This is a genomic window from Halomonas sp. HAL1 (assembly GCF_030544485.1).
Taxonomy (GTDB): domain Bacteria; phylum Pseudomonadota; class Gammaproteobacteria; order Pseudomonadales; family Halomonadaceae; genus Vreelandella; species Vreelandella arctica.
In genome coordinates this window covers 4,015,050-4,027,903 of sequence record NZ_CP130610.1, presented here as the reverse complement: position 1 = coordinate 4,027,903, position 12,854 = coordinate 4,015,050, and the positions used below count along the sequence as shown (strand labels likewise).

Genomic DNA, 12,854 nt, shown 5'->3' with positions numbered 1-12,854 from the left:
ACTAAACCTAGCAAGGAAGATGCCAACAAGGGTACAGGCGTGAATTCAGCGCTTTTCAACGCTATTTAATGGATTCGAGACGAACGTCTAGGTGCAAAAAATGTTACCACCCACCTCGCTTTGCACCTTTATAGGGCAAGCTGAGGTGAGCGGTGACAGAAAGTACGCGATGAACGGGGGGGTTATTCGGCCGCGAATGCCTTGCGCATAAACGGAGGAAGGGCGAGCGCGCCGCGATGGGCATCAACGCTGTAGTACTCAAGCGGCAGCTCGTGGCTGGCGGCTGCCTGCTCGCGGAACGCATTCACATCAATGGCTTTACCCGCCAGTGTTACGCTCCACCAGCCTGATGGGTACACCGGCTGCGGGAAGGGCAGCGTGGCGACGCTGTTAAAACCCGCTTCAAGCATATCGTGGCGTAGCTCACGAATGATCGAACCCGTGTGGTAAAGCGGTGACTCGCTCTGTTGCACCATCACGCCGCCGCTTTTCAAAATACGGTGGCAGCGCTTGAGAAAGTCGGTTTTAAACAGCCCTTCCGCAGGGCCGACCGGGTCGGTTGAGTCGATAATCAATACATCGATGCTCTCATCAGGTGCATCGTCTACCCACTTCACGCCATCAGCGAACAACAGCTCGGCGCGAGGATCATTATTTGATGCTACTAACGATGGGAAGAAGCGCTCAGAGGCTTTCGTTACTTCTTCATCGATATCAATCTGGGTAACTTTCTCAACGCCTGAATGGCGCAGTACCTCTTTTAACGTGCCGCAGTCGCCACCGCCGATAATCACCACCCGTTTAGGGTCTTGGTGGGTAAACAGGGCCGGATGCGCGATCATCTCGTGATAGAGGAAGTTATCGCGATCGGTCAGCATCACACAGCCATCCAGCACCATGAGGTTGCCGTAAGTCTCGGTGGCGTAGACCTCTAGGTGCTGGTATTGGCTCTGCACATCCAGCAGCTTTTCAGAGATCTTCAGCGAGAAGGCGCTGCCGTGGCTATCAAAGACTTCGGTAAACCACTGGTCGTCGCGTAATTCGCTCATCAATTGGCTCCTGAATGCGGTGTGTTGGATTGGGTGGGGATATCCCGATGGTATTGCGGGCTAAGTTCGTGCAGCGCCTCCATGAAGGCGGTGACGTTATCCGGGTTAGTAAACTGGCTGATACCGTGGCCCAGGTTAAAGACGTGGCCAGGGCCGTGGCCGTAGCTTTCGAGCACACGGGCCACTTCAGCGCGGATAGCCGAGGGGCGGGCAAACAGTACGTTAGGGTCCAGGTTGCCCTGCAGTGCGACCTTATGGCCAACGCGGGCGCGGGCATCGGAAAGCTCAGTAGACCAGTCGATCCCCAGGGCATCGGCACCGGCGCAGGCGATATGCTCAAGCCACTGCCCGCCGTTTTTGGTGAACAGAATCACCGGCACGCGGCGACCGTCGTGTTCGCGGATCAATCCTGAAACGATCTGCTCCATATAGCGCAGCGAAAACTCCAGGTACGCAGGCGTGGATAGCGCGCCGCCCCAGGTATCAAAAATCTGCACCGCCTGGGCGCCAGCACGAATCTGGGCATTCAGGTAGTCGGTTACCGCATGCGCCAGCGTATCCAGCAGCTGGTGCATGGTATCTGGCGTATCGTAAAGCATGGTTTTCAGGTGACGGAAGTCTTTGCTTGAGCCACCTTCAACCATATAGGTCGCCAGCGTCCAGGGGCTGCCGGAGAAGCCGATCAGCGGCATGCGGCCGTTCAACTCGCGACGAATGGTCGACACCGCACGCATCACGTAATCCAAGTCGCGCTCGGCATCGGGCACGCTCAGTGCAGCGACTTCTTCCTGGGTGCGCACGGTTTTGCGAAATTTAGGACCTTCGCCGGTTTCAAAATAGAGCCCCAGGCCCATCGCATCCGGAATGGTTAAAATGTCCGAAAACAGAATGGCGGCGTCCAGCGGATAGCGCTCTAAAGGCTGCATAGTGACTTCGCAGGCCAGGTCATGATTACGGCACAGATCCATAAAGCTGCCCGCATCAGCACGGCTGGCGCGGTATTCCGGCAGGTAGCGGCCCGCTTGGCGCATCATCCATACAGGTGTGCGGTCAACGGGCTGGCGCGCTAATGCGCGAAGGAAACGGTCATTTTGTAACGGTGTGGTGGTCATAAATACTTGCTCTTAAGAAATTTGCCCGCATCGTACTTGAAGCAGTGCTTGGGGTCGTATTTGAAATCGTATGTGAGCAATTGTACTTGAAGATAGGCGCTAGGGCGGCGTAACCGGTGGCAAAAATCGTCGCACCCGATCAATTTTTCTCCTCTAATTAGCCAACTTTAGCTGCGTTGCCATCGTGAGGCGGGCGCCGCTTCCTGTTAGAATACTTGCCCATTTTGCCAACACTGGTGTGGTTAACTGGTTTGGTCAATCAGCGAGGTAACCTGTGACCATTCGCTTTATTGCCGCTTCCCAACTGCCCACCCCCTGGGCAACCTTTACGATGCATGGCTTCGAAGATGAGGCCACTGGCAAGGATCATATCGCCTTAACGCTGGGTGATGTGACTGGCGACGTACCGGTACTGGGGCGGGTACATTCTGAATGTTTGACCGGCGATGCGCTCTTTTCCATGCGCTGCGACTGCGGCTACCAGCTGCAGGAAGCGCTCAAACGTATCGCGGAAGAAGGGCGGGGCGTGCTGTTTTATCTGCGCCAAGAGGGCCGTGGCATAGGCCTGTTAAACAAAATTCGCGCTTATCACTTACAGGATCAAGGGGCAGATACTGTCGAAGCGAACGAGCAGCTCGGCTTTGGTGCTGATATGCGCCGCTACGACCTGTGCGTGCCGATGCTCAACCATTTAGGTATCACCTCACTAAGGTTGATGACCAATAACCCGCGCAAAGTGGATGCCCTCACCCGCGACGGAGTGAACGTGGTGGAGCGCTTACCGATCACCACCGGCCTGAACCCCCATAACGAGCAGTACCTTGCCACTAAAGCGGGCAAGCTCGGCCATATGATGGCCCTGGATGACTTTACCCAGGCCAGCGATGTGGATATTGAGCGTAAAGGGTAACTAACAACAAACTAGCAACGCGTGATGCTTAATCGGACTCGGAAACTTGCTTTTTTTTAAGCTTTTTTGCCCGGCAACTGAGCTATGTTGATACATAGCAGGATGCTAACCCAGGGGTATAAAGGTTAAGGAGAAGCGACGATGAAAGCACTTTGCTGGCATGGTAAAAACGACGTTCGCTATGACACGGTACCGGATCCAGAAATTGAGCACCCACGCGACGCTATCGTTAATGTAAGTAGCTGTGCTATTTGCGGCTCTGATCTCCACCTTTACGATCACTTCATACCGGCTATGGAGTCGGGAGACGTGCTTGGCCATGAGTTTATGGGCGAAGTGATGGAGGTAGGCAGTGAAGTAAAGAATTTAAAGGTAGGTGATCGTGTCGTAATTCCCTTCACTATCTTTTGTGGTGAATGCGAGCAGTGCCAGCGTGGCAATTATTCAGTCTGTGAGCGCTCTAATCGCAATAAAGCATTGGCCGATAAGGCGTTTGGGCATGGTGGTGCGGGATTATTTGGCTATTCCCATCTCACTGGCGGGTACGCAGGCGGCCAAGCTGAATTTGTCCGGGTACCATTTGCTGATACCACCCATATTAAAGTGCCCAGTACCCTCACTGACGAACAAGTACTCTTCCTAGGCGACATTTTCCCCACCGGTTGGCAGGCGGCGGTGCAGTGTGACATTCAGCCTACCGATACGGTGGTTGTTTGGGGCGCTGGGCCGGTAGGCCAGTTTTGTGTTCGCAGCGCTGTGCTGCTGGGCGCAAAGCAAGTGGTGGTGATCGATAATGTCCCCGAGCGGCTCGCCATGGCAGAAGCGGGCGGCGCTATCACCATTAATTTTGATAAAGAGAGCGTGCTGAGTCGCCTGCAAGACCTGACCAACGGTAAGGGGCCAGAAAAGTGTATTGATGCGGTGGGCCTGGAGGCACACGCTACCCGTTCACTGGACTCCATGTACGATCGCGTTAAACAAGCCATGTTGTTGGAATCCGACCGAGCCCACGTATTACGCGAAATGATCTATGTCTGTCGCCCTGCGGGAGTGCTTTCCATTCCCGGCGTCTATGGGGGCTTGGTGGATAAACTCCCCATTGGTGCGTTAATGAATAAAGGGCTGACGGTGCGTACCGGCCAGACACATGTGAATCGCTGGACCGATGATCTGCTGCGGCGTATTGAAGAGGGCCAGATTGACCCCTCATTTGTTATTACTCACTCCGTTGGCCTAGAGCAAGGGCCCGAAATGTATAAGACCTTCCGCGATAAACAGGATGGTTGCGTCAAGGTAATTCTCCAGCCTTGAATACACCGACATGGAGGTAGGTATGCATAAGCACACAGACATGGCCCAGTCGCAAAGCTCAGCGGATAAGCTGGCGCGAGGGCTCGGTTGGCTAAGCCTGGGTGTCGGGCTTTATCAACTGCTAGCGCCAGACAGGATTACCCGTGAACTCGGTATGCAAGGCAGCGAAAACAGCCTGCGCGCCTGCGGGGCAAGAGGCGTAATGAGTGGTATCGGCGCGCTTTCAGATAATCCTACACCAGCTATATGGAGCCGGGTTGGCGGCGATGTGTTAGATCTTGCGGCCCTCTCCTTTGCGCTGAAGGATGAGCATAATCCCAAGAAGCAGAACGTTTACCTGGCGTTAACCGCGGTGGGTATTCTCACTGCCATTGATTATGCCTGTGCCAAGGCGTTGAGCCAGCGCCATGCCTATCAAGGGGGCGCTACTCCTGATTACCGCTACCGAAGCGGCTTCCCCCAAGGGTTAGCAAGTGCGCGCGGTGCTGCGCTAGGTTTTCAAGTGCCTGCCGATATGAAGGATGCTTTACCCTCGCCAACGCTTTAAAAAGATTCCCATCGCGTGCATTGGCAGGATTTCTTCTCCAATCAATACCGAGCCCGGCTTTAGTTTTCGGGCTCGGTTTTAGTTGCTTTGTTTCGATTTGCTTAAAAGAAGGAACAAATGGCCGCTAGCACTCTCTTTATAGTCAGCTACTCGCTATTTTTTACATGGCTGAGCTATAAGTTAATAAGGGCGTTTAGAGGTGCCACGTTTGAAAAATACCGATATCGACGACCCGCTGGGCGAATTCAGCGTTATTGAAGAGTGGCTGCACAGCATTACCCACGGGATTGGTGCTGCGCTTAGCTTGGTAGGTATGGTGGTCTTGCTCGTAGTGGCGAGCCTAGCGGCGCACGTGGACCCATGGAAGGTGGTTAGCCTTAGCCTGTACGGCACTACGCTGGTACTGCTGTATACCGCTTCGACCCTTTATCACGGCATTCCGCATCGGCGTTGGAAGCTGCGTTTTCAACTGCTTGACCACTGCGCAATTTATCTCCTGATCGCGGGTACTTACACGCCTTTTTTATTGGTGAACATGCGCGGCCCCACTGGGTGGATGCTATTTACTGCCGTATGGTCGCTGGCGTTAGCGGGCATTGCCTGCAAACTATGTTGGCCGCATCGCTTTGCAGTATTGCGCGTCATAATTTATTTACTGATGGGCTGGATGATTTTACTCGCAGCAGAGGAAATGGCGGCTAATTTATCGTCAACCGGTATTACTCTGCTGGCCGCGGGAGGAATCACCTACACGTTGGGCGTTATCTTCTACGCCGTGCGTGCGATCCCCTATAACCACGCTATTTGGCATCTGTTTGTAATAGCGGGAAGTGTCTGCCACTACTTTGCTATCTATAGCGCGGTTCTTCCCCACGGTACGCCTGCTTAACCCTCAGCGGCGGCTTTCTCACGCGCGACGGCTTTAGCCATGGCGGGGCGCTTGATATGCCGCTCGCGGTAAGCTAGTAGCGGCTCGGGCAGGCGGTGCTTCATGCTGACCGCCCAGGAAAGGGTGTGGGTCAGGAAAAGATCCGCGAGCGTAAACGTATTGCCCACTAAGTTTTCCTGGCCGTTATAACGCCGTTCCAGAGCGCTGAGCGCACGCTGAAATTCCCAGGCACAAACCGGCAAAATAGCAGGAACGCGTTTATCAGCGGGCAAGGCAAACTTATGCTTGGCCTGATTCCACAGCGGCTGCTCAATTTCCGTCACGATAAAACTGAGCCATTGATCAACTTGGGCGCGGGCCGCGGGGTCGCTGGGCAGCAGCGTGCCATCGCCATAGGTCTCGGCCAGATAGCGGCAAATAGGCGCCGACTCAAACAGGTGTACATCGCCATCTTCAATGACCGGTACCTTGCCGTCCGGGTGACGTGCCAAATGCTCGGCCGTTTGGCCCTCGCCTTTATCCAAGGCCACGTGCTGGCACTGGTACTCAAGGCCTAGCTCTTCGAGTGTCCATGCCGCTCTTAGCGAGCGGGACTGGGGGAAGCTGTATAGCGTGATCATGGCGAACTCCTGGCGACAATAATCGATCCTTCAATCTAGCGGGCGTTAGCGAACCTGTCGATTATCGTGTTTTAAGATCGCCTTTAAGCGCTGCCCCTCGCCGTACGGATTCGCTCGTAGGCATTGCCGATTTCGCTGGTACGCGCTTGGGCGATGTCGCGCATGCTTTCGGGCAGGCCTTTACCGGCCAGTTTATCCGGGTGGTTTTGGCTCATTAGGCGGCGATAAGCTTTCTTGATCTCGGCATCGCTGGCATCGTCAGAAACCCCCAGTACGCGATAGGCATCTTTTAGAGCTTCTTCGCTGGCGCCTTGGGAGTTAGCGGCAGCGCCGTGGAGCATTGCCTCAATCTGCTGTACTTCAGCATCGCTGCAGCCTACGCCACGGGCAACGCGCAAAATCATCTCGTGTTCAGCGGGGTGGAGCACACCGTCCGCGGCGATGGCCGAAAGCTGGACTTGGATAAACACTTGGCGCAACACCGGCTGACGCTGGGTGAGGCGGTTAACGTTGGCCAATTCGGCGTCTAAGTTGAAGTCATCGGCGCGGCCACGCTCAAAGGCGGCGCGGGCCTTGGCGCGCTGCTCACCCTGCAGATGCATCTGATCAAACAGTTTCTCGGCTACATCCAGCTCGCCATCGGTTACTTTACCGTCGGCTTGGCACAGGCAGCCCATAACCGAGAAGATCGATTCAAGAAAACCTTCCTGAATACGCATTCGGGCGATATTCAAACGACGACTGATGCGTCGGCCCAACCACCAGCCCAAGCCGCCACCAATCAGTAGCCCCACCGGGCCACCGAACGCAAGGCCGATCAGGCCGAAAATAACAATAAGCAGTAGCATAAAAATCTCAAAAGTAGTTTAAAGGTAATGCCTTATGGCAACCGAGTAGCAATAAGTTTTAGGGCAGCCGGACACGAATAGCGCGCTCAATGCCTTCAATATCCAACTGGCAATCGGCAAGCAGTTGCGCGGGCGTGCCGTGCTCGACAAAGGCATCCGGCAGGCCGAGATTGAGCACTTCCACCTGAACGCCTTCGGCGTGGAGCAATTCATTGACAGCGCTGCCTGCGCCACCCGCAATGACGTTCTCTTCCAGTGTTACCAGCAGTTCATGCTCGTCGGCGGCGTGTAGCACCGCATCTCGATCAAGTGGCTTAATGCTGCGCATGTTGATATGGGTGGCATTGAGCCGTTCGGCGACTTCAGCGGCAGCGCTATTCATGCTGCCAAACGCCAACAGCGCAATGCGAACACCGTCGCTTGAGGTGTTTCGGCGTACCTCGGCTTTGCCAATCGTTAGTGGCTCAAGGTGGGCGGGAATCTCCACGCCGGGGCCGGTGCCGCGTGGGTAGCGCACCGCAGCGGGGCCAGGATGATGGTAAGCCGCACTGAGCATGGCGCGGCATTCGGCTTCATCCGCCGGGGCCAGAATCACCATGCCGGGCACACAGCGCAGGAACGAGAGATCCATGCTGCCGTGGTGCGTGGGGCCGTCTTCGCCCACTAAGCCTGCACGGTCAATGGCAAAGGTGACATCCAGGTTCTGCACCGCCACATCATGAATTAACTGATCGTAGCCGCGTTGTAGAAAGGTAGAGTAAATCGCCACCACTGGTTTCATGCCTTCGCAGGCCATACCTGCTGCGAGCGTGACGGCGTGCTGCTCGGCAATCGCGACATCGAAATAGCGTTGCGGGTACTCTTTAGAGAAGCGAATCAGGTCGGAGCCCTCGCGCATCGCGGGGGTAATGCCCATCAAGCGCGAATCAGCCGCAGCCATATCACAGAGCCAATCACCGAACACATTGCAGTATTTTTTCTTGGCTGCGGCTTGTTTAATAATGGGTTTTTTGGCGGCGCCGTTACTGGCAGCAGCGCTGGGCTTTTCCAGCTTGGTAATGGCGTGATAGCCAATCTGGTCGGCCTCTGCAGGCAAGAAGCCTTTACCTTTTACCGTTTTGATATGCAGGAACTGCGGGCCGTCGAGGTCGCGCAGGTTTTCCAGCGTATCGGTTAGCGCGTTGAGGTCGTGGCCATCAATGGGGCCAACGTAGTTAAAACCCATCTCTTCAAACAGCGTGGCGGGGCTGACCATGCCTTTCATATGCTCTTCGGTGCGCCGGGCAAGCTCAAGCGCGCCGGGCAGGTGAGAAAGCACTTTTTTGCCCTCTTCGCGTATTTTGAGATAGGGCTTGCTGGAGAGCACGCGGGCAAGATAGGTCGCCATGCCGCCGACGTTTTCGGAAATCGACATTTCGTTGTCGTTAAGCACCACCAGCAGGTTGGCGTCTACGTGGCCTGCGTGGGCCAGGGCTTCAAAGGCCATGCCGGCGGTTAGCGCGCCGTCGCCAATGATTGCACACACGCGCCGCTTCTTTCCCTGTGCCTTGGCCGCCAGCGCCATACCCAACGCCGCCGAAATCGACGTGCTGGAGTGGCCAACGCCAAAGGTGTCGTACTCGGACTCGGCGCGGCGCGGAAACGCCGCCAAACCGCCGTGCTGACGAATACTCAACATCGTCTCACGACGGCCAGTAAGTATTTTATGCGGATAAGCCTGGTGACCAACATCCCAGACTAAGCGATCATCGGGCGTATGGAAGGCGTGGTGTAAGGCAACGCTTAACTCGACCACGCCGAGCCCGGCGCCAAAGTGACCACCCGACACGCCCACGCTATATAACAGGTAAGCACGCAGCTCATCAGCCAGTTGGGCGAGCTGTTGGTCATTCATGGCCCGCAGGGCAGTGGGGTGATCAAAGGAGTCGAGCAGCGGCGTTGCGGGCCGCTCACGGGGAATCTCGTCGAACAGCTTCATGGGCATGTTTTCATAGGCATGTTTTCATGGGTATTGTATTCAAGAACATCGTATTCAAGGACATCGTTTAGTAGTCACGCTCAATCATATAGTGGGCTAAGTCGGCCAGCGGTGCAGCACGTTCGCCCAGAGGGGCGAGCGCGGCAATAGCCTCGTCAATCAGGCTGTGCGCTTTACGTTGAGCGCCCTCTAATCCCAGCAGACTGGGGTAGGTGGGCTTGGCTCGGGCGGCATCGGCGCCTGACGTTTTGCCTAGGGTCAAGGTGTCGCCGGTTACATCCAGAATGTCATCGTGAATCTGAAAGGCTAGACCAATGGCGCGGGCGTAGCGAATAAGCGCGGTTAAACGGGGGTCATCGTCGGCAACGGCTACTAAGCCGCCGAGGCGCACAGCGGCAACAATCAGCGCGCCGGTTTTATGGGCGTGCATGTGGGCAAGAGCATCGACATCCGGGTGACCACCAACGGCGTCTAAATCCAGTGCCTGCCCTGCCACCATGCCGTCGCGGCCAGCGGCTGAGGCAAGCGTATGGACTAAACTGCCCAGCCGAGGATGAGCGGTACCGGCCAGCACTTCAAAGGCTAGCGCCTGCAAGGCATCGCCAGCCAGAATCGCGCTCGCTTCATCAAAGGCTTTATGCACGGTGGGCTGGCCGCGGCGCAGGTCGTCGTCATCCATCGCGGGTAAATCATCGTGGATCAGCGAGTAGGCATGGATTAACTCGATCGCCGCGGCGGGAGCATCCAGCGCCTCGTCGTCTGCCCCAAGTGCATAACCGGCCATGTACACCAGCAGTGGGCGCAGGCGCTTGCCTCCCGCTAGCAAGCCGTGGCGCATGGCCGCCTCAAGCCGTGGCGCTACCGCCGGGCGGCTATCAAACAGAGCCGCCAGGGTGGCGTCTACGCGGCTATTGCTGCGGTGGCGCAGGGTGGCAAGCTGGCTCGGCTGGGTGGCTACCATGGGGGCGTCTCCTTGCTCTCTTCGTCGGCCGCTTCCTTGGGGTCGTCGGGGCCAGCAAAAGGCGCCACATTCAAGCGGCCTTCGCTGTCTTCACTCAGTGCACGCACTTTAAGTTCGGCGCTATCCAGCCGCTGCTGGGCATCGCGGGTTAGCCGCACGCCCTGTTCAAACGCGGTCAGCGCATCCTCCAATGAGAGCTCGCCTGACTCAAGACGTTCAACGATGGTTTCGAGTTGCTCAACCGTCGCGGCAAAATCCTGCGGAGGTGATGTCGTGTCGCTCATTGGGGTGTGCCTGCAAACCGGTATGTTTTTTAAAATAAGCTGAAATAGGCCCACAGTATACACCGACGCCTGGGGGTGGCGTCTGCCTTTCAGCCTACGCTTATGGTAACGACTTGCGGTTCATTCATTGTCAGTACGCACACTTTTCATCATCTTGACCCGGCGTGAATGGGGCTGTCTGTGCTACGATATGCGCCTCCCGTGAACCGATACACGGCGCATGCCGCCGACCATAGAGGTTGATTCAGCCATGGCCAAAACGTCCCTGGACAAGAGCAAGATCAAGATCCTGCTACTCGAGGGCGTCCACCAAAGTGCGGTGGACAATTTTCACAACGCCGGTTATGAAAATATCGAGCATCTGCCCACATCGCTTGATGAAGAAGCGCTGATCGAAAAGATTCGCGACGTTCACTTCATCGGCATCCGTTCCCGCACACAGCTGACTGAGCGCGTGTTCGAGGCAGCAGAGAAGCTGGTCGGCGTTGGCTGTTTCTGTATCGGCACCAATCAGGTCGATTTAACCGCTGCGCTTACTCGTGGTATCGCGGTGTTCAATGCGCCGTACTCCAATACCCGTTCGGTGGCCGAGCTGGTGTTGGCGGAAGCGATTATGCTGCTGCGCGGTATTCCTGAGAAAAACGCCCGTGCCCACCAGGGCGGTTGGTTGAAATCAGCCAAGAATTCCCACGAAGCACGCGGTAAAACGTTAGGTATCGTGGGCTACGGCAGCATCGGTGCGCAGCTTTCCGTGCTGGCGGAGTCATTGGGTTTCAACGTAATTTACTACGATGTGATCACTAAGTTGGGGATGGGTAACGCCAGCCAAGTAGGCAGCCTTGAAGAGCTGCTGGGTCGTGCCGATGTCATCAGCCTGCACGTGCCTGATCTTGCCTCTACCCGCTGGATGATCGGCGCCAAAGAGATTGCCGCCATGAAGCCCGGCGCGATCTTTATTAACGCTTCCCGCGGTAGCGTCGTTGAAATCGAACCGCTTGCCGAAGCGCTTAAAGCGGGCAACCTCAACGGTGCGGCGGTTGACGTCTTCCCGGTAGAGCCGAAAGGCAACGAAGAAGAGTTTGAGAGCCCGTTACGCGGCCTGGAAAACGTGATCCTGACCCCGCATATCGGTGGTTCTACCCTAGAGGCTCAGGAGAACATCGGTATCGAAGTGTCGGAAAAACTGATCACTTACTCCGATAACGGTACTACCGTGACTTCCGTCAACTTCCCCGAAGTGGCGCTGCCCGCTCACCCAGACAAGCACCGTTTACTGCACATTCACGACAACGTGCCGGGCGTACTGTCGCAGATCAACCGCGTACTGTCTGAAAATGGCATCAATATCTCGGGTCAGTACCTACAGACCAACGAGAAAGTTGGTTACGTGGTGATCGATGTCGATAAAGCTTACGGCCCCCAGGCGCTGGAAGCGTTGCGTGAGGTCGATCACACGCTGAAAATTCGTGCGCTCTACTCGTCACAAAATAGCTAAAGCCTTTAGTTAAGTAAGTTGGCTGTAAAAAAACGGCGCCTCGCAAGAGGCGCCGTTTTGGTTGGTGCAGTTTAGTCGACGTGGTGATCAAGCCAAATCAAACAACAGCACTTCGCCTGCTTCTTTGCCGGTGAGGCTAATCGTCTCTTCTGGCGTAAACGCTGCGGCATCGCCTGCGTTTAACGTTTCACCGTTCACCTCCATTTCACCGTTCACTACATGCAGCCAAGCGTGGCGCGAAGGCGGCGCGGTTGGCTGTTCGCCCGCGTTAAACAGGCCCGCGTACAGGTTCATGTCCTGATTAATGCTCACGGAACCTTCACGGCCCTCTTCAGAAGCTACTAACCGCCACTGGCCTTGGCGCTCGGCGGTAGGAAACGCTTTCTGCTCGTAGCTGGGTTTAATGCCGAGCTGCTTGGGTTCAATCCAAATCTGCAGGAAGTGCAGCTCGTTTGTCTTGGAGTGATTGAACTCGCTATGCAGCACCCCGGTACCTGCGGACATACGCTGCACATCGCCTGGGCGCATCACCTCGCCATTGCCCATGTTGTCTTTATGCTCCATCTCACCTTCCAGCACGTAGGAGATAATCTCCATATCCCGGTGAGGATGGGCACCAAAGCCGTGGCCGCCCGCGACGCGGTCTTCATTGATCACGCGCAGTGCGCGAAAGCCCATATGGTTGCGGTCAACGTAGTTGGCAAATGAAAAGGTGTGGAATGAGCGTAGCCAGCTGTGGTCGGCGTAGCCGCGTTCGTTTGAACGACGAATAATCATGCTGTACTCCGAAGTTATGTGATGTGGAATAGAGACAATATACGCCTCGTTGACGCCGCGTGGGGTGAAGCTT

General features: G+C 56.0%; 13 protein-coding genes. 5 read left to right on the top strand and 8 right to left on the bottom strand.

The annotated features are described in order from the left end of the window. Positions 1-182: 182 nt before the first annotated feature. Complete coding sequence (gene speE / locus Q3Y66_RS18680) at positions 183-1,049, bottom strand: polyamine aminopropyltransferase (RefSeq protein WP_008957525.1); 867 nt, start codon at positions 1,047-1,049, stop codon at positions 183-185. Next, positions 1,049-2,161, bottom strand: coding sequence for a uroporphyrinogen decarboxylase (gene hemE, locus Q3Y66_RS18675; protein ID WP_008957524.1), 1,113 nt, complete (start codon positions 2,159-2,161; stop codon positions 1,049-1,051). The genes speE and hemE overlap by 1 nt, the downstream gene beginning before the upstream one ends. Positions 2,162-2,435: 274 nt before the next feature. Here hemE and ribA point away from each other — a divergent pair, with 274 nt between their 5' ends. The 4 genes from ribA to Q3Y66_RS18655 all read left to right on the top strand — a co-directional run bounded on the left by ribA (position 2,436) and on the right by Q3Y66_RS18655 (position 5,818). Then, positions 2,436-3,071: a GTP cyclohydrolase II gene (gene ribA, locus Q3Y66_RS18670; protein ID WP_008957523.1), complete on the top strand. Its 636-nt coding sequence runs from the start codon at positions 2,436-2,438 to the stop codon at positions 3,069-3,071. A gap of 141 nt (positions 3,072-3,212) precedes the next feature. Then, positions 3,213-4,382 (top strand): zinc-dependent alcohol dehydrogenase, encoded by a 1,170-nt coding sequence (locus Q3Y66_RS18665; protein WP_303319513.1) that lies wholly within the window; start codon positions 3,213-3,215, stop codon positions 4,380-4,382. A 22-nt stretch (positions 4,383-4,404) separates the two neighbouring features. Next, positions 4,405-4,929 carry a hypothetical protein gene (locus tag Q3Y66_RS18660; RefSeq protein WP_008956109.1) on the top strand — a complete coding sequence of 175 codons (525 nt, stop codon included), beginning with the start codon at positions 4,405-4,407 and terminating at the stop codon, positions 4,927-4,929. A gap of 199 nt (positions 4,930-5,128) precedes the next feature. Next, the gene (locus Q3Y66_RS18655; protein ID WP_238528421.1) at positions 5,129-5,818 is read left to right on the top strand and encodes a hemolysin III family protein; all 690 of its coding nucleotides are present in this window, start codon (positions 5,129-5,131) and stop codon (positions 5,816-5,818) included. Here Q3Y66_RS18655 and Q3Y66_RS18650 read toward each other — a convergent pair. From Q3Y66_RS18650 to Q3Y66_RS18630, 5 genes are all read right to left on the bottom strand, one after another. Next, complete coding sequence (locus Q3Y66_RS18650; RefSeq protein WP_008956111.1) at positions 5,815-6,438, bottom strand: glutathione S-transferase family protein; 624 nt, start codon at positions 6,436-6,438, stop codon at positions 5,815-5,817. The genes Q3Y66_RS18655 and Q3Y66_RS18650 overlap by 4 nt on opposite strands. Positions 6,439-6,521: 83 nt before the next feature. Beyond that, a complete protein-coding gene (gene djlA / locus Q3Y66_RS18645; RefSeq protein WP_008956112.1) occupies positions 6,522-7,286 on the bottom strand; it encodes a co-chaperone DjlA in 765 nt (254 codons plus the stop codon). 58 nt (positions 7,287-7,344) lie between these two features. Beyond that, the gene (dxs, locus tag Q3Y66_RS18640; RefSeq protein WP_035586050.1) at positions 7,345-9,270 is read right to left on the bottom strand and encodes a 1-deoxy-D-xylulose-5-phosphate synthase; all 1,926 of its coding nucleotides are present in this window, start codon (positions 9,268-9,270) and stop codon (positions 7,345-7,347) included. Between the two features lie 61 nt (positions 9,271-9,331). Continuing rightward, complete coding sequence (locus Q3Y66_RS18635) at positions 9,332-10,225, bottom strand: farnesyl diphosphate synthase (protein WP_008956114.1); 894 nt, start codon at positions 10,223-10,225, stop codon at positions 9,332-9,334. Continuing rightward, a complete protein-coding gene (locus tag Q3Y66_RS18630; protein WP_008956115.1) occupies positions 10,219-10,509 on the bottom strand; it encodes an exodeoxyribonuclease VII small subunit in 291 nt (96 codons plus the stop codon). Before Q3Y66_RS18630 ends, Q3Y66_RS18635 begins: the two co-directional genes overlap by 7 nt. A gap of 250 nt (positions 10,510-10,759) precedes the next feature. Between Q3Y66_RS18630 and serA the strand changes: the two genes are divergently transcribed. Continuing rightward, complete coding sequence (gene serA, locus Q3Y66_RS18625; protein WP_008956116.1) at positions 10,760-12,004, top strand: phosphoglycerate dehydrogenase; 1,245 nt, start codon at positions 10,760-10,762, stop codon at positions 12,002-12,004. 87 nt (positions 12,005-12,091) lie between these two features. Here serA and Q3Y66_RS18620 read toward each other — a convergent pair whose 3' ends face one another. Then, a complete protein-coding gene (locus tag Q3Y66_RS18620) occupies positions 12,092-12,781 on the bottom strand; it encodes a pirin family protein (protein ID WP_008956117.1) in 690 nt (229 codons plus the stop codon). Positions 12,782-12,854: the final 73 nt, after the last annotated feature.